The sequence below is a fragment of the Allofournierella massiliensis genome, assembly GCF_964241245.1.
Classification (GTDB): Bacteria; Bacillota; Clostridia; order Oscillospirales; family Ruminococcaceae; genus Allofournierella; species Allofournierella massiliensis.
Genome location: NZ_CAXSWZ010000018.1, coordinates 13,680 through 28,540, shown reverse-complemented (window position 1 = coordinate 28,540; position 14,861 = coordinate 13,680). Strand labels below are relative to the sequence as shown.

General features: G+C 57.8%; 19 protein-coding genes. 14 read left to right on the top strand and 5 right to left on the bottom strand.

Going from position 1 to position 14,861, the window contains the following annotated elements:
* Positions 1 to 48: 48 nt before the first annotated feature.
* The 12 genes from ACESYO_RS10500 to ACESYO_RS10445 all read left to right on the top strand — a co-directional run bounded on the left by ACESYO_RS10500 (position 49) and on the right by ACESYO_RS10445 (position 7,954).
* Positions 49 to 675 carry a helix-turn-helix domain-containing protein gene (locus ACESYO_RS10500; protein WP_087169845.1) on the top strand — a complete coding sequence of 209 codons (627 nt, stop codon included), beginning with the start codon at positions 49 to 51 and terminating at the stop codon, positions 673 to 675.
* Positions 665 to 1,000, top strand: coding sequence for a hypothetical protein (locus ACESYO_RS10495; RefSeq protein WP_087169844.1), 336 nt, complete (start codon positions 665 to 667; stop codon positions 998 to 1,000). The genes ACESYO_RS10500 and ACESYO_RS10495 overlap by 11 nt, the downstream gene beginning before the upstream one ends.
* A gap of 470 nt (positions 1,001 to 1,470) precedes the next feature.
* On the top strand, positions 1,471 to 1,929 hold the full coding sequence (locus ACESYO_RS10490) for a hypothetical protein (RefSeq protein WP_373209977.1): 459 nt from the start codon (positions 1,471 to 1,473) through the stop codon (positions 1,927 to 1,929).
* Positions 1,926 to 2,330, top strand: a complete 405-nt coding sequence (locus ACESYO_RS10485; RefSeq protein ID WP_373209976.1) for a hypothetical protein — start codon at positions 1,926 to 1,928, stop codon at positions 2,328 to 2,330. The genes ACESYO_RS10490 and ACESYO_RS10485 overlap by 4 nt, the downstream gene beginning before the upstream one ends.
* A complete protein-coding gene (locus ACESYO_RS10480) occupies positions 2,308 to 3,114 on the top strand; it encodes a DNA ligase LigA-related protein (RefSeq protein WP_373211273.1) in 807 nt (268 codons plus the stop codon). Before ACESYO_RS10485 ends, ACESYO_RS10480 begins: the two co-directional genes overlap by 23 nt.
* Before the next feature lie 2 nt (positions 3,115 to 3,116).
* A complete protein-coding gene (locus ACESYO_RS10475; protein ID WP_373209974.1) occupies positions 3,117 to 3,254 on the top strand; it encodes an RNA polymerase sigma factor in 138 nt (45 codons plus the stop codon).
* Positions 3,251 to 3,442, top strand: a complete 192-nt coding sequence (locus ACESYO_RS10470; RefSeq protein WP_317321527.1) for a helix-turn-helix domain-containing protein — start codon at positions 3,251 to 3,253, stop codon at positions 3,440 to 3,442. The genes ACESYO_RS10475 and ACESYO_RS10470 overlap by 4 nt, the downstream gene beginning before the upstream one ends.
* Positions 3,443 to 3,846: 404 nt before the next feature.
* Positions 3,847 to 4,053 (top strand): excisionase, encoded by a 207-nt coding sequence (locus ACESYO_RS10465; protein ID WP_373209973.1) that lies wholly within the window; start codon positions 3,847 to 3,849, stop codon positions 4,051 to 4,053.
* 107 nt (positions 4,054 to 4,160) lie between these two features.
* Complete coding sequence (locus ACESYO_RS10460) at positions 4,161 to 5,402, top strand: tyrosine-type recombinase/integrase (RefSeq protein WP_373209972.1); 1,242 nt, start codon at positions 4,161 to 4,163, stop codon at positions 5,400 to 5,402.
* A 96-nt stretch (positions 5,403 to 5,498) separates the two neighbouring features.
* The gene (ychF, locus tag ACESYO_RS10455; RefSeq protein WP_373209971.1) at positions 5,499 to 6,611 is read left to right on the top strand and encodes a redox-regulated ATPase YchF; all 1,113 of its coding nucleotides are present in this window, start codon (positions 5,499 to 5,501) and stop codon (positions 6,609 to 6,611) included.
* Between the two features lie 16 nt (positions 6,612 to 6,627).
* The gene (locus ACESYO_RS10450; RefSeq protein ID WP_058962791.1) at positions 6,628 to 7,317 is read left to right on the top strand and encodes a 5'-methylthioadenosine/adenosylhomocysteine nucleosidase; all 690 of its coding nucleotides are present in this window, start codon (positions 6,628 to 6,630) and stop codon (positions 7,315 to 7,317) included.
* 415 nt (positions 7,318 to 7,732) lie between these two features.
* Complete coding sequence (locus ACESYO_RS10445; RefSeq protein ID WP_373209970.1) at positions 7,733 to 7,954, top strand: DUF6514 family protein; 222 nt, start codon at positions 7,733 to 7,735, stop codon at positions 7,952 to 7,954.
* Positions 7,955 to 8,067: 113 nt separating this feature from the next.
* Here the strand turns inward: ACESYO_RS10445 and ACESYO_RS10440 are convergent, their stop codons facing one another.
* Together ACESYO_RS10440 and malQ are read right to left on the bottom strand one after the other, a co-directional pair.
* Positions 8,068 to 8,529 carry a hypothetical protein gene (locus tag ACESYO_RS10440; protein WP_058962793.1) on the bottom strand — a complete coding sequence of 154 codons (462 nt, stop codon included), beginning with the start codon at positions 8,527 to 8,529 and terminating at the stop codon, positions 8,068 to 8,070.
* Between the two features lie 79 nt (positions 8,530 to 8,608).
* On the bottom strand, positions 8,609 to 10,195 hold the full coding sequence (malQ, locus tag ACESYO_RS10435) for a 4-alpha-glucanotransferase (protein ID WP_276870042.1): 1,587 nt from the start codon (positions 10,193 to 10,195) through the stop codon (positions 8,609 to 8,611).
* 238 nt (positions 10,196 to 10,433) lie between these two features.
* On the opposite strand from malQ, the gene ACESYO_RS10430 reads away from it, so the two are divergent.
* Complete coding sequence (locus tag ACESYO_RS10430) at positions 10,434 to 11,600, top strand: alanyl-tRNA editing protein (RefSeq protein ID WP_373209969.1); 1,167 nt, start codon at positions 10,434 to 10,436, stop codon at positions 11,598 to 11,600.
* A 53-nt stretch (positions 11,601 to 11,653) separates the two neighbouring features.
* Positions 11,654 to 12,412, top strand: coding sequence for a tRNA (guanosine(46)-N7)-methyltransferase TrmB (gene trmB, locus ACESYO_RS10425; protein ID WP_058962795.1), 759 nt, complete (start codon positions 11,654 to 11,656; stop codon positions 12,410 to 12,412).
* Positions 12,413 to 12,482: 70 nt separating this feature from the next.
* Here trmB and ACESYO_RS10420 read toward each other — a convergent pair whose 3' ends face one another.
* Genes ACESYO_RS10420 through dinB form a run of 3 tightly spaced genes read right to left on the bottom strand, consistent with a single transcriptional unit; the run spans position 12,483 to position 14,775 of the window.
* Complete coding sequence (locus ACESYO_RS10420; RefSeq protein WP_058962796.1) at positions 12,483 to 12,764, bottom strand: Dabb family protein; 282 nt, start codon at positions 12,762 to 12,764, stop codon at positions 12,483 to 12,485.
* Positions 12,765 to 12,797: 33 nt separating this feature from the next.
* Positions 12,798 to 13,448 (bottom strand): HAD family hydrolase, encoded by a 651-nt coding sequence (locus tag ACESYO_RS10415; RefSeq protein ID WP_373211271.1) that lies wholly within the window; start codon positions 13,446 to 13,448, stop codon positions 12,798 to 12,800.
* 49 nt (positions 13,449 to 13,497) lie between these two features.
* A complete protein-coding gene (dinB, locus tag ACESYO_RS10410) occupies positions 13,498 to 14,775 on the bottom strand; it encodes a DNA polymerase IV (RefSeq protein ID WP_373209967.1) in 1,278 nt (425 codons plus the stop codon).
* Between the last annotated feature and the right edge of the window lie 86 nt (positions 14,776 to 14,861).

Here is a 14,861-nt window from a genome sequence, read left to right as displayed (position 1 = left end):
GCACTGATAGGTCCGGTGGGTGGATCGTTCGTGATTAAGGAGACAGGTATGGCACGACAATATAAGTTGGCCCGAAAAATGAAGAAAATCACGCTGACGGCAGCAGCACGGGAGCTGGGGGTAACGCAGCCAGCTCTCAGCAGCTGGGAGAGTGAGCGGAAGGCGCCTTCAATTGAAGCGTTGATTCGCATGGCGAAGTTTTATGGAGTCACAACTGATTTCTTGCTCGGGCTTTCTCAGGAAGCTGATCCAAGAAAAGACTGGCTTGAGCCAATTGACCCTTCACTGATTCCAGTTTTACATGAAACACCAGTATTTTCTCCGACTCGTGGCTGGGCATTTGTTGACGCGGTTACCAGCGAATTACATTTTGCGAATGGCGAAACCCTGCCTGCTTCCAATTTGACAGAATTGTATATTATGGCACCTGTTCTTATGTGCCCGTCGGTTCCCAACAATCCGGCGCTCACTAAGTCCGAACTGTCAAAGTATGATGAAGTGTGGGTGGAACCAATTTCCACTGACCGTATGTTGCGGCAAGAACTGCGTGGATGGTACTGCGTGAAAAAGTATTATGTAGAAAACACCGTAGGTCAAAGATTCTATTTTGATTTCTATGGCGCTAAGTGGTTGGCATTTTCGTTGGAAGAAAAGGAGACCCAAAATGAAGTATAAATTGTATCGTGCTCAGTATGAAATGCAATTTGATGAAAACGGCGAGCCGCTCGAATGGGAAGATGCGTTTGAATTGGTAGGTGTGGAATATGCCCAGGATGTTGATCGTGCAACTCCCCTTCTGATCAAGGCAATTACTGATGAACTTGGCACGACACCCCAATATGCCAATTGTGAAGTCGCTGCTTATGCACCGGATCTGTATAGACAAGAGTTGAGCGAGGATTACGACTACGAGATGATGGGGATTGTGTATCCGCCAAACGCGAATCACAATATATTGATTCCTTTCCTGGTTAAGGAAGAAACAGAGACTCCGGACTGATTGGTCTGTGCTTCTAACGTGAAACAGACTGCGTTTCCTTGAAAGTTCCAAAACCAACGGGTTGCCTTGGTATCAGCAGTTGCAAGGAGCGTAGCTGCTACGGATTATTTTTTTGCAGATATTGATTTTGACCTGGACATCCGATATACTATATACAATAGTATCCGTCATTGCTTCGGCGATGAAAGTATTCTAGTTGCATAGCGTCTGAAAGAGTCTTTCTTTCAGACGCTTTTTTGTTCTGATGCTTCTTAATGAAGAGGCACAGATCGAAATAGCGCGCAGGGACGAGGCCTTGCGCCGTCAGTTCGTATCAGGGTTTTTATGCCACAAAAGCACTCAGAGGATGAAAGTCCTTTGGGTGCTTTTTTATATAGATCGGAGTCGGAAGGCTCCCCACCTTTTTTCTCGGGGAGCCTTCGGGCACACCCGTTTACATAGATACTCTATAAAGAAAGGCGGGTGTGTTAATGGACGCACTCAAAGATGCATGTCGAACAAGTGGCGACTATTCGATTACACTGATTCCCTATTATGCACAGGTGATTGCAGAAGATGGTATCGCCGACACAGTGCGGCAGCGTCGATTTGAATCATTGCAAAAACTTCACAGCCAGCTTCACCTTTACAAAAAAAGAGGATATGATGCTGAGCTGCTCTGTTCACTGGCCGCGCGAAAAGCGGAACTCATTATGAAGGCAAGCACAAAGGCTGAGATAGCACAGCTGGATAAGCCGAAACCGCCTCACTACGATGGCGTGAAGTTCTCTCCGAACCCTTACCTGACCCCGGAAGAGGAGCTGACCTGCTGGTGTGAGACGTCTCTCTTGGCACCGCTGGACAGCACCGCCGTGCGAAGGTACATGGAAGTGTTTCGCCAAGTATTCCCGGAAAAAGCCAACTGGGCATTTGGGGAGGTGCTGCAGTGAGCAACCATGCAATGGTTTCTGCTTCTCAATTTGACCCGGCGAAGCTCACTTTCCGAGATTTAAGCTGTCACTACAGTACGGGGCGAGTGATCCATGTCGTCGGCAGAGGCGCCAGCAAGCAGATTCAATATCGCTTTGGCGTCCAGACAGAGATTGGTGACTTTGAAGTGCATGAGTGGATGAAACTGGTCCGCATTCTTATTGAACGAGCCGGCGAAGAACCGATTCAGCAGCGTCTTGTAGAACTGGTTGAACAAGAAATGCCTTGGCTACACAGGGATTTTGAACGCCAGTTGGAAGCGCTTGAGCTGCACGCACGCAGAATATTTGAAAACCCGGAATGGGTTGCTTACGAGAAATTCAACAAGGAGGTAGCACATGAGTGCGAATCAAAACAGTAATGAGCATAACCGTATGCGCGAACTGATCGGCAAAATTCACGATGCCGACATGGCCTATTACCAGCAGGACCGCCCGATCATGACAGACCGGGAATATGACCAGCTGGTGGATGAGCTGCAAGCGCTGGAAACCGAGACGGGACTGATCCTGTCCAACTCGCCCACGCAGCATGTGGGCGGAGAGATCCTGGACGAACTGGTTCCGGTGCGCCATACCAAACCGATGCTTTCAGCGGGAAAGACCAAGCAGGTCGAGGATCTGGTAAAGTTCGCCGCAGGACGAGCCGTGTTGCTCAGCTGGAAGATGGACGGGCTGACGATCGTGCTCCGGTACGAGAACGGCGGCCTGCAACAGGCCATTACCCGTGGCCGGGATGGTATCATCGGCGAAGATGTGACCCATACGGTCCGTACCTTTCTGAATGTCCCGCTCACCATACCCATTCGGGAGCCATTCGAGGTGCGCGGCGAAGGCGTCATCTCTTGGGACAATTTTGAGAAGGTCAATCTCAGTCTGGGAGGCGACTACACGCATCCGCGCAACCTGGCTGCTGGCAGTGTGCGAAAGCTGGACTCCGGCGAATCCAGGAAACGAAAATTGGAATTCTGGGCGTTCGACCTGGTCAGTGATACGCTGGAGTATGAGAGCAAACTGGCCCAGCAGGAGCTGCTGCAAAACAGTGGTTTTTCTGTTGTGCCCTATATCTTCCTGCCCGAATCTCATACGGATCAGGAGGTGCGCGATGCTGTTGGCGCATTCCAACCTAAGCACTTTGCCTACTGACGATGCTATTCGTTGAGCAGCTATCACCCCGAGAAATTGCCTCTCACTTGAATTGTTCCGTTCAGTATGTCTACAACCAACGATCCTTAGCTCTCAAATCGCTGCGCCGTATCATAGCAAACAGGAGTGATGATGCATGAAGGCAAGTGAATTTCGTGCACTTCTTCAGCTTGCTATTTCCGGTGAGCGTACTGCCGTAGAGGCGCTGATTTCCCTATACATGCCGCTGATTAACCGATACAGCGTAATTGACGGAAAATTTGATGATGACTGTCGGCAGTACATCCTGCTGCATATCGTGATCAGCTTGAAGAAGTTTGTAATCTGATAGTTGAGGCCGCCTCATTTCAAGGGGCGGCTTTTTTATAAAAAATTTGGTGGATGCAGTAGAAATGACATTTTCCGATTGTTCTTATATGGTGAAGGCACCCAAGAACCTTGAAAAGAGAATAAAAAGAGCATCCCATAACTTCCCCTTCTAAAGAGCGGCCCATCTGCCCGGCAAGCAGCTCTGGTGCTCTGATATATGGATGGCAACCATATAACGCGATGACGTAGAAGGTAAATAATGGTACTTCCGGTTTGGACGCATCACCGCATCGACCGGCTCGGCATAAGAATGCGGGAAACATTGATTTATGGATCTGCTAGCTACAGATCATGGGATAGCTATTAATTCAAAATTATTTCAAATGCTCGATCTATTTCTTACCAACCTCAAGAGGTGTAATTATGGATAATTCCTGTGAAAAAGTACCAATTCATCTGAAAGTGACCTTGACTATTCGAGAAGCCGCCGAATACAGCAATATCGGCATCAATAAGATCGATCAGCTTTTGCGGCAGCCAAACTGCCCATTTGTGCTTTATATCGGCGCGAAAAGACTGGTCAAGAGAAAAGAATTCGAGGAGTATCTGAGCAAGATGTTAACCATATAAAAGAGCAGTCGGAGTGCCCACTGTACCTTGAGAAAAAACACTCATTGTGGTATAATTTAGTGTGTTGCACTGGCTCTTTTTCTGCAATTGGAAAAGGGGTCACTATTATGGGCAAAAATCTGAAAGGCAAAGAATGCGGAAAAGGCATTTGCCAGCGAAAGGATGGTCAATACTACGCAAGGTTTGTAAACAGGAGTGGAAAACGCCAGGATGGCTATTTTGCTACCCTACCAGAAGCACGGAACTGGTTGGAGGACGCTCGTTATCAAGATAAACATGGCCAACAGCTTACTTCCCCAGATATGACGGTAACGGAGTGGTTTCAGTTTTGGCAGGCAGAACTTCTACAGGGCCTATCTCCCAACACGAAACGTAATTATAGGGATCGCTTTGAACTCAACATTAAACCCATCATCGGTGATATGCGGCTGGTCGATGTGAAGCCCATGCACTGCAAAATCGTGTTGAATCGCATGGAGTCCAACTATGCTGGTTCCACAATCCGGCAGGCATATATTGCCATGGGCAGTATGTTCAAATCAGCAAAGATGAACCAGATGATTGCTTCCCACCCGATGGACGGAGTACGGTACACAAAACCCGTTCGGGCAGTGGATGATATTCATTATCTTACGGCTGAAGAACAAGAGAAATTTTTAGACGCTGCCAGAAGTTCACACAACTTCTACCAATACGCACTCATTTTGGAAACCGGTCTACGCACAGGCGAGATGATTGGGTTGACCTGGGATGCCATCGACTGGGAAAAACGGACGCTTACCGTCAACAAGACGCTGGAGTTCAGACACAATCAAAAAGATTGGCGAGCCGGGCCTCCCAAAACTGTGTCAAGCTATCGAACCCTCCCTTTAACCACCCGTGCATACGATATTTTGAAGGCCGTCTATGCTACTCGGGATTTCCGCAAGCAATCGCCGATGTTATCTCAAACTTTAACCTATATTGATCGGCGAACCGGCAAGGAAATGACATTTTCCTTGGGAGATCTGGTTTTTCTGAATTATCGAACTGGCGAACCTTCAAAGAACAGCAGTTATGATACCCACCTCTATAAACTCTGCGATGAGAATGGAATTGAGCGATTCTGCATGCATGCTCTGCGTCATACCTATGCCACTCGGGCTATTGAACGCGGTATGCCTCCTAAAACACTTCAGGTGCTTTTAGGCCACGCAAGCATCAAAACCACAATGGATCGGTATGTTCATGTGACCGATGAATCCTTGGTAGCAGGTGTCCGGCAATTTGAGCAGGGCGAGAAGCCAATTCCCCCCTCTGAACAGGGTGATAGAGATGGAAACAACAAAACCCCTGATAGCGCGGCTTAAAAACACGAAAAATGGTGTAAAAATGGTGTAGAAACCGTCATCAGAAAATCGAAAAACCGCGCAACTAAGCCAAAAATTAAGGAGATAGATCGAACTATGAAATTAGGTATCGTGGGCCTGCCCAACGTGGGCAAGAGCACCCTGTTCAACGCCATCACCAGCACCAAGAACGCCGCCGCGGCCAACTACCCCTTCTGCACCATCGACCCCAACACCGGCATCGTGCCCGTGCCGGACGCCCGGCTGGACAAGCTGGCCGAAATCTGGGACACCAGCAAAAAGACCCCTGCCATCGTGGAATTCGTGGACATCGCGGGTCTTGTGAAGGGCGCTTCCAAGGGCGAGGGCCTGGGCAACAAGTTCCTGGGCAACATCCGCGAGTGCGACGCCATCGTGCATGTGGTGCGCTGCTTCGGCGGCACCGACATCGTGCATGTGGACGGCAGCGTGGATCCCCTGCGCGACATCGAGACCATCGACACCGAGCTGATCCTGAGCGATCTGGAGGTGGTCTCCAACCGGGCCGCCCGCTTTGCCAAGGCCGCCAAGACCGGCGACAAGAAGGCCGGCGGCTCCGCCGCCTGGCTGGAGCAGCTGGCCGACCATCTGGGCAAGGGCAAGAACGCCCGCAGCTTCGACTTTGATCTGGACGACGAGGATCAGGCGCTGCAGCTGAAGGAGATGGGCCTGCTCACCTACAAGCCGGTGATCTACGCCGCCAACATGAGCGAGGACGACCTGATGGAGGGCATGGACGAGAACGTGCACTATCAGGCCGTGAAGAAGCTGGCCGCCGAGGAGGGCGCGGAGTGCATTCCCATCTGCGCCAAGACCGAGGAGGACATTGCCGACTACTCCCCCGAGGAGAAGAAGGAATTCCTGCATGAGATGGGCATCGAGGCCACGGGTCTGGACAACCTGATCAAGGCCAGCTACAGCCTGCTGGGCCTGATCTCCTACCTGACCGACGGCAAGAAGGAATGCCGCGCCTGGACCATCCGCAAGGGCACCAAGGCTCCCCAGGCCGCCGGCAAGATCCACTCCGACTTCGAGCGCGGCTTCATCCGCGCCAGCGTGGTGCACTACGAGGACTTCGCCGCCTGCGACTTCAACATGGCCACCGTGAAGGCCAAGGGCCTGCAGCACACCGAGGGCAAGGAATATGTGGTGCAGGACGGCGACATCATCGAGTTCCTGTTCAACGTCTGATCCAAAGGAGGAACATATGGAGATCATTGGTATCATGGGTGCCATGCCCGACGAAGTGGAGCAGCTGTGCGCTCTGCTGGACGGGGTGACCATCGAGCCCTACGCCGGGGTGGAGTACCACCGGGGCATGCTGGGGGATAAGCAGGTGGTTGTGTGCTGCGCCGGCATGGGCAAGGCCAACGCCGCCGCCACCACCCAGGTGCTGATTACCAAGTTCGGCGCCCAGCGCATCATCTTTTCCGGCATTGCCGGCAACATGACGTCCAAGATCGGCATTGGCGACGTGGTGGTGGGCAAAACCGTTGTCTACCACGACGCGCAGGACGACATGATCGCCCAGTCCGCCCCCTTCACCGCCGAGTACCCCGGCGATGAGGAGATGGTCAAGGCCGCCATGGCCGCCTGCGAGGAAACGGGCGTGAAAGCCATCGCCGGCAAGATCGCCACCGGCGACCAGTTTGTGGGCGACAGCGCCACCAAGGCCGCCATCGCCGCCAGGGTGAACCCGGACTGCGTGGAGATGGAGGGCGCCGCCGTGGCCCAGATCGCCGCCAAGAACAATGTGCCCTGCGTGGTGCTGCGCGCCATGAGCGACAACGCCGACGAGGCCGGCCATGAGGTTCTGGTGGTAAAAAAATTCAGCATCAGTGAATATGTGACCACCGCCACCCGCATCGTGGCCCGCATGCTGGAGCGTCTGGACTGATTTTCCGGCCGCGCCGCATTCCAAAAGACTGCAAAAAGGGACGGGCAGGCTCCAGCGCCTGCGCCGTCCCTTTTTTCCACAATTTTTTCCGTCGGATTCCTCCGAACCTCCGGCAAAGCCTTTTGGCATCCGGTTTTGCGGGTTCTTCTTTTTGGAAAAGTTTTCAACAAAATCAGCGCCCGGCCGTGGAAAACCTGCCCGCCGGGCGCTTTTTCAGGCAGATTTTCGCCCCTTTTGCCCATCGATGGACATTCCGGGAACGGCAAACCCCAAAACCCGAACAAACAGTTCGTCGACATTTGCCCCCTGCTGCGTTATGCTGCATGAAAAGGGGGAATTTATTCAATGAAAGGATGTATGGCAACCCGGCGGGCTTCCCGCCGTGCACCGATCGCCGCAGAGGGGGTCGTTGCACTTGATCCGGTATCAGATTGTAAAACAGGCGCTTGAAACACCTGAGCTGGGCCGCTATGTGAGCTACGGCATTGAGGCGGTGGCCCTGCCCGATGGCCGGCGACTGGCCTTTGTTTCGGACGTATCCACCGATCCTGCCTTCGCAGCGAATCTTGCGGAACGCTGCACCGAAGGCCAGCTGGACCCGGCCCAGCTGCTGGACGTGGTTCTGGATGCGCTGTAACCTTCCTGTTCCGCCTGCACGATGCAGGCGCACACCTATGGCATACACAAAAAAGGCAGACGGCGGTTCCCATTGCCGAACCGCCGCCTGCCTTTCGTTTTTTCGGTTTTTTCTCACAGATACTCCCGCATCTGGCGGGCGGTGCGCTCCTCGAACTGCTGCAGTTCGTTCAGCAGCCCCAGCGCGCCGGTGCTGGCGGCGGGGTGGTCTCTGCGGGCCTTCTCACAGTCCATCACGCCCTGATTGGCCCCCTGAATGACCATGTCCGCCAGATTGCGGGTGGAGCGGTCGGTGAGGGTCTCGGTCCAGATGCCCATTTTTGCCATCAGCTTTGCCGCGGTGCTCTGGCCCTGACTCTGGGCCCCGCAGGCCGCCATGGCCGCGTGGGCCTGCTGGTTGATGCGCCGGTACTCCTTCTGCTGGGCCAGCAGGCTGGCCTTCAGCTGCCGATCGTCGGTCACGTCGATCAGCTGATCCAGACTGTTTTTGCCCATCTCGGTGTTGCGCACGATCTCGTTGAGCACAGCCTGATTGTCGTTGTCGCCGTGGTTCTGGTCGTTTCTGCGTTCACTCATACAAAAAGCCCCCTTTGGAAACTGACTGACGGAGCACAATCGCTCCGGCAACAGCCAGTATTCCCAAAGGGGGTGCTGTTTATTCTGCGGCAGACGTCCGCCCCACGGCCTCCGCCGCCTTTTCCCCTGCCTCTTTCCCGGTTTTTATCACCGGGGCAGCCGGCCGTTTTTCCAGCGGCTCGGGCAGCGGTGCGCAGCGGCCGTAGCGGGCGCAGGTGCGCCGGATGCGCTGGGCCAGCTCCGGCGTGAAGGAGCCCTCCTTCGCCCGCCAGACCCAGTTGCCCATGCCGGTGCCGGGGGTGTTGATACGGCCCTCGGCCCCCAGCTCCAGCCAGTCGGCCATGGGGATCACCGCCAGATTGGCGCAGCTGGACAAAACGCCCCGCAAGAAGCCCCGCACCGAGCCCTCCATGGCGTTCAGGCCCAGATAGTTCTTGGCCCGTGCCAGCTCCTTCGGGTCGCCGTTTTTCAGCCAGTCCCGCAGGGTGGTGTTGTCGTGGGTGCCGGGGTAAACCACACAGTTGGGGATGTGGTTGTGGGGCAGGTATTCGTTTTCCGCCGTGCTGCCGAAGGCGAACTGCATCACCTTCATGCCCGGGTAGCCGCTTTCCTTCAGCAGCACCCGCACGCTGTCGAACAGATCGCCCAGATCCTCGGCCACGATGGGCAGCTTGCCCAGCTTTTCCTCCAGCGTGCGGAACAGATCCATGCCGGGGCCGTATTCCCAGTCGCCCACCCGGGCGTTGGTGCGCCCGGCGGGAATGGCATAATAGGTATCGAAGGCGCGGAAGTGGTCAATCCGCAGCCGGTCGTACATGGTGAGCGCGTGCTCCACCCGGCGAATCCACCAGGCGTAGCCGCTGGCCTTGTGCTGGGCCCAGTCGTACAGCGGGTTGCCCCAGAGCTGGCCGTCCTCGGAGAAGTAGTCCGGCGGGCAGCCCGCCACCCGGGTGAGCCTGCCCTCCCCGTCCACCTGGAACAGCTTGCCGCCGGCCCAGGCGTCGGCGGAGTCCGCCGCCACATAGATGGGAATGTCGCCCAGAATCTGCACGCCCTTGCCGTTGGCGCAGGCCTTCAGGGCCATCCACTGCCGGTAGCCCTGATACTGCAAAAAGCGCCAGAAGCCCAGTTCGTCGGCATTTTCTTCGCGCAGCTGCTCCAGCGCCCGGGGCTGCCGGGTGCGCAGCGCGGCGGGCCATTCCGGGTAGGCCTTCATCTTGTTCAGGCCCTTGGCGGTCATGTAGAGGGCGTAGTCCTCCAGCCAGTCCTCGTTCCAGAAGCAGAAGGTGTAGTAGTCGTCCGGCAGCCAGGCCTTGAACCGGTTATAGGCCAGCCGCAGCACCGAAAAGCGCCCGGTATACAGCGCACCATAATCCACCGCGTTCGGCTCTTCGCCCCAGTCGATGGTGCCGTACTCCTCCTCTTCCAGCAGGCCCTCGTCCCGCAGGGTGTCCAGGTCGATGAAATAGGGGTTGATGGCAAAGGCCGAGCAGCTCTGATAGGGGCTGTCGCCATAGCCGGTGGGCGAAAGGGGCAAAATCTGCCAGATCTGCTGGCCCGCCCCGGCCAGAAAGTCCACAAAGGCATAGGCCTGCTTGCCGAAGCTGCCGATGCCGTAAGGCCCCGGCAGGCTGGACACAGGCATCAAAACGCCGCATTCCCGCATAACAACCGCTCCTTTTTCGCTGTGTGACCCCGGGTCTTCCCCCTCGCGGCGCGCACGCTGGCGCTGCGCCTTCCTTTTTCCGGGGCCTGATTCTTGAATTGCCCCTATTATATCATAAACCGCGGCAAAATGGCATTGGCACGCGCAAAGTATGGCTCTTTTGTGCTATAATAGATGCACTCAGCGGGCTTTGCGCGCCCTTGGTGGCACGCAGGCCCGCAGCAAAGGAGTTTTTGCGATGCAGACCGAAGCGCTTTATTATACCCAGCCCCCGGTGGGCGAGTTCACCGCCCGGGTGCTTTCCTGCGAAGCGGCGGGCGAAACCTGGGCCGTTACGCTGGACCGCACTGCCTTTTACCCGGAGGGGGGCGGCCAGCCCGCCGACCGGGGCGCCCTTGACGGGGCAAAGGTGCTGGACGTGCACGAAAAGGGCGGCGAAGTGGTGCACAGCCTTTCCGCCCCGCTGGCGGTGGGCGAAACCGTGACCGGCCGCGTGGATCTTGCCCGGCGGCTGGAGATGAGCCAGCAGCACACCGGCGAGCACATTCTTTCCGGCATGCTGCACGCCATGTTCGGCGCGGAGAACGTGGGCTTTCACATCGGGCAGGAGTTCCTGACCATGGACACCAGCGTTCCCATTTCCGACGAAGAGCTGGCCGAAGCCGAGGCCCGGGCCAACCGGGTGATCTGGCAGGACGTGCCGGTGCAGGCGGTGTGGCACACCAGGGAGGAGCTGGCAGGCCTTACCTACCGGAGCAAAAAGGAGCTGGAAGGCCCGGTGCGCATCGTCACGGTGCCGGGGGCGGACTGCTGCGCCTGCTGCGGCACCCATGTGGAGCGCACCGGTCAGGTGGGCATGATCAAGATCATCGACTGGCAGAACTACAAAGGCGGCGTGCGGCTGTTTGTGGTGTGCGGCGTGCGGGCGCTGTGGTACTTTGAGGCCCAGCGGGCGGAGGCCGCGGCCATCCGGGCCACCCTTTCCGCAAAGCCGGGTCAGCTGGCCCGGGCGGTGCAGCACCAGAGCGTTGAGCTGGAAGCCGCCCGCTACCGGGCAGTGCAGGCGGAAAACGAGCTGTTCGCCGCGCTGGCCGAGAGTGTGCAGCCCGACGAAGCCGCCATTCTGCTGCGGCCAAATCTGGGCCCGGACGGGCTGCGGCGGCTCTGCGCGGCGCTGAGCGAACGCACCGACGGCCTTTGCGCCGCCTTCAGCCCCACCGAAACCGGCACCCTTGCCTACGCGCTGGCCTGCACCGGGCCGGGGGCGGATCTGCGGGGGCTGTGCAAGCAGCTGAACCAGGCCTTTTCCGGCCGGGGCGGCGGCAAGCCCGGCTTTGTGCAGGGCAGCCTGACCGGCGAATTCGAAGAGGTACAGGCCTTTTTGCGGGATGCCACACAGGCGTAACCGCCCTTTCCATTTCTTTTCAGACAAACACTTGTGAAGGAGAACCATACACCATGAGAATGCGATTCAAACCCTATGCCCGGCCGGAGCTGCTGGCCTGCGACTACCATGCCCACGCCCCGCTGGAGAACAAGGGCCGCTGGCACAGCGTGTTCGCCCGGCCCCAGCAGCCGGTGCATCTGGAGCTGGGCTGCGGCAAGGGCGGCTTTCTGGCCCGGCTGGCCAGCGCCCACCCGGACATCAACTATCTGGGCATCGACATCACCGACAAGGTGCTGATTCTGGCCAAGCGGAACATCGAGCGCATCTACGCGGAAAAGGGCATGACGCCGGACAACGTGATGATCATGAGCCTGGACATCGAGCGCATCCTGAACGCCTTCGACGAGCGGGACACGGTGCAGCGCATCTACATCAACTTCTGCAACCCCTGGAACAAAAAGCTGGCCCACAAAAAACACCGGCTCACCCACACCCGCCAGCTGGCCCTCTACCGCACCATTCTGGCGGAAAACGGAGAAATTTACTTCAAGACCGACGACGACGATCTCTTCCGCGACAGCCTTGCCTACTTCCCGGAGGCAGGCTACGAGATCGTGTGGAAGACCTTCGACCTGCACGCCGACGAGCCGGACTGGAACATCCGCACCGAGCACGAGGCCATGTTCACCGAGCAGGGCATTCCCACCAAGGCGCTGATCGCGGTGAAGAAGCCCATGACCGCCGACGAGCTGGCCGCCGCAGTGGCCGCCCGCAACCAGCGGGACAAGGAGGAAAGCGCCGCCATCCGCGCCGAAAAGGGCATTCAGTAAGCTTCTCCCCCGTTTAAGACAATAAAAGCCCCCATTCCCGGCCGGGAATGGGGGCTTTTGCTTGTGCAGCTCAGCACTCGAAGTCACAGAAGGTGCGGTTTTTCGCAATGCTGCCCACCCACTTTTTGATCTCCACATGGGGCGGGAAGTTCTGGTAGGCCTCCAGCGCCTCGCGGCTTTCCAGCTCGGCAATCAGGGCCACGTCGTAACCGGCAAAGCTCCGGCTCACATGGGCGCTGAGCAGACCGGGGGTCTGGCCCACCAGCGCCTCCAGCCGCTCCTTCATTTTGGCCGCATTGGCATCCGCCTGGTCCTTGTCCGCCAGCTCCCACAATACGATATGTTTAATCATGTTCACTCTCTCCTTTTTGTATTGTATGTTGGATCAATCCCGGTCCAGAAGGGGAATCACATCCCTCAGGCCGGGCAGGATCTCATCCGCCAGCTTTTTCAGCTCCTCATCCGGGGCAGTCAGATCCGGCACCATCACCGTGAAGCAGCCTGCCGCCGCGCCTGCCCGCACCCCGGCGGGGCTGTCCTCCAGAACCATGCACCGGGCCGGGTCCCTGCCCGCCAGCGCCGCCGCCTTCAAAAACACCTCCGGGTCGGGCTTGGAATGGCTTACCTCGTCGCCGCAGACCGCGCCCAGAAAATACCGGTCCACCTTCGCCCGCTGCAGATGGCTCCAGGCGCTGTCCCTTGTGGTGCTGGTGGCCAGCACCGCCGGGATGCCCCGCCGCTCCAGCTCGGCCAGCAGCTCATACAGCCCCGGCTTCACCGGCAGACCGTCCTCTTCGATCCACCGGGCCATGAGCGCCCGGCAGGCGGTGCGCATGGCGTCGAAATCAAAATCCTCACCGAACGCTTCCCGGCACACCCGGGCACAGCCCTCCCGGTTGCGGCCCCGCAGCCGGTCCACGATCTCCGGCTCCATGGGCGCCCCCATCTGCCGGCCGGCCTGCAGCCATGCCTTCTGATACATCCGCTCGGTGTCGAACATCAGGCCATCCATATCAAACAAAACCGCTTCGATCATACGTTCCTCCCCGTTGTCGTCGGGCACTCCGCCCTGTTTTTCCGTCCGCTCACAGCGGGCCCTTCACCTTTTCGTCGAACTCCTCTTCCTCCCCGTCCCCTTCGCTCTGCGGGCGGATGGCCAGCTCGCCCAGGCCCATGTCGTTGTGGAGGATGCTCCCTGCGCCGATGGCTCCCCGGCCGTATTTTTTGCGGATGGCATCCAGGCTCTGCTCCAGCTTTTCCCGCCGGGGGTCTGCCTTGGGCGCATCGTCAAACAGGCTCTGCTGCACCGCAAAGGGCTCCTCGGTGATGGCCAGCGCGGTCACGGTGAGCATCCGCACCGGGCGGGCCATGTCCCAGTTTTTCTCCATCAGCTGCCAGCAGGCGTTGGCCAGATCCCGGGCCAGATGGGTGCTCATGGGCAGCTGCTTCTGCCGGGTGATGGTCTTTAAATCCGGATCCCGGATGGTCACCTGCACCGCCCCGGCCCATACCCCGTGCCGCCGCAGCCGGCCGGCCACCTCATCCGCCAGCACGTTCAGCGCCGAGCGGATCTCCGCCGGGCCCCTGATGTTGCGCCGGAAGGTGGTGCCGTTGCCCACGCTCTTGATGGGCTCCTTTTCGCCCCAGCGGCGCACCGGGGCTTCGTCCTCGCCCCGGGCGTAGCGGCTCAGCTCCAGCCCCAGCTTGCCCAGGGCCTCGGCCAGCGCCTCGGGCCGGGCCGCCGCCAGCTCGCCAATGGTGGATATGCCCATGCCGGCCAGCCGCTTCTGGGCCGAAGCGCCCACATACAAAAGATCCCCCGCCGGCAGCGGCCAGACGATCTGGTGGAAGTTTTCCCGGGTAATGAGGGTGGTGGCGTCCGGCTTTTTGTAGTCGCTGCCCAGTTTGGCGAACACCTTGTTGAAGCTCACCCCCACCGAGATGGTCAGCCCGGTGGCCGCCTTCACCTCGGCCCGCAGCCGGTCCGCCAGGGCCGCCGGGCTTTCGGCAAACAGCTGCCAGGTGCCGGTCACGTCCAGCCAGCTTTCGTCGATGCCGAAGGGCTCCACCCGGTCGGTATACTTGCGGTATATTTCGTTAATGATTTTCGAGTACTTTCGGTAATATTCCCGGTGGGGCGGCAGCAGAACAAGATCCGGGCATTTGCGCTTTGCCTGCCAGATCACCTCGGCGGTTTTCACGCCCATGCGCTTGGCGGGCTCGTTTTTGGCCAGCACAATGCCGTGGCGGCCCTCCGGGTCGCCGCAGACGGCCACGCACTTGTCCCGAAGCTCCGGGTGGCGCAGCAGCTCCACACTGGCATAAAAGCTGTTGCAGTCACAGTGAAAGATCCAGCGTTCCACCCGGCAAAGCCCCCTTTTTTTGTAAATTTTTCATTTTTCTGTTCTGATTATATCACGCAGGGGCAACGGGATGCTATAATGTTAAA

Bases quoted from the DNA above. Each gene is read 5' to 3' on its own strand.
- ACESYO_RS10500 (WP_087169845.1), top strand. From the start codon at position 49: ATGGCACGACAATATAAGTTGGCCCGAAAAATGAAGAAAATCACGCTG.
- ACESYO_RS10495 (WP_087169844.1), top strand. From the start codon at position 665: ATGAAGTATAAATTGTATCGTGCTCAGTATGAAATGCAATTTGATGAA.
- ACESYO_RS10490 (WP_373209977.1), top strand. From the start codon at position 1,471: ATGGACGCACTCAAAGATGCATGTCGAACAAGTGGCGACTATTCGATT.
- ACESYO_RS10480 (WP_373211273.1), top strand. From the start codon at position 2,308: ATGAGTGCGAATCAAAACAGTAATGAGCATAACCGTATGCGCGAACTG.
- ACESYO_RS10475 (WP_373209974.1), top strand. From the start codon at position 3,117: ATGCTATTCGTTGAGCAGCTATCACCCCGAGAAATTGCCTCTCACTTG.
- ACESYO_RS10470 (WP_317321527.1), top strand. From the start codon at position 3,251: ATGAAGGCAAGTGAATTTCGTGCACTTCTTCAGCTTGCTATTTCCGGT.
- ACESYO_RS10465 (WP_373209973.1), top strand. From the start codon at position 3,847: ATGGATAATTCCTGTGAAAAAGTACCAATTCATCTGAAAGTGACCTTG.
- ACESYO_RS10460 (WP_373209972.1), top strand. From the start codon at position 4,161: ATGGGCAAAAATCTGAAAGGCAAAGAATGCGGAAAAGGCATTTGCCAG.
- ychF (WP_373209971.1), top strand. From the start codon at position 5,499: ATGAAATTAGGTATCGTGGGCCTGCCCAACGTGGGCAAGAGCACCCTG.
- ACESYO_RS10450 (WP_058962791.1), top strand. From the start codon at position 6,628: ATGGAGATCATTGGTATCATGGGTGCCATGCCCGACGAAGTGGAGCAG.
- ACESYO_RS10440 (WP_058962793.1), bottom strand. From the start codon at position 8,529: ATGAGTGAACGCAGAAACGACCAGAACCACGGCGACAACGACAATCAG.
- malQ (WP_276870042.1), bottom strand. From the start codon at position 10,195: ATGCGGGAATGCGGCGTTTTGATGCCTGTGTCCAGCCTGCCGGGGCCT.
- ACESYO_RS10430 (WP_373209969.1), top strand. From the start codon at position 10,434: ATGCAGACCGAAGCGCTTTATTATACCCAGCCCCCGGTGGGCGAGTTC.
- trmB (WP_058962795.1), top strand. From the start codon at position 11,654: ATGAGAATGCGATTCAAACCCTATGCCCGGCCGGAGCTGCTGGCCTGC.
- ACESYO_RS10420 (WP_058962796.1), bottom strand. From the start codon at position 12,764: ATGATTAAACATATCGTATTGTGGGAGCTGGCGGACAAGGACCAGGCG.
- ACESYO_RS10415 (WP_373211271.1), bottom strand. From the start codon at position 13,448: ATGATCGAAGCGGTTTTGTTTGATATGGATGGCCTGATGTTCGACACC.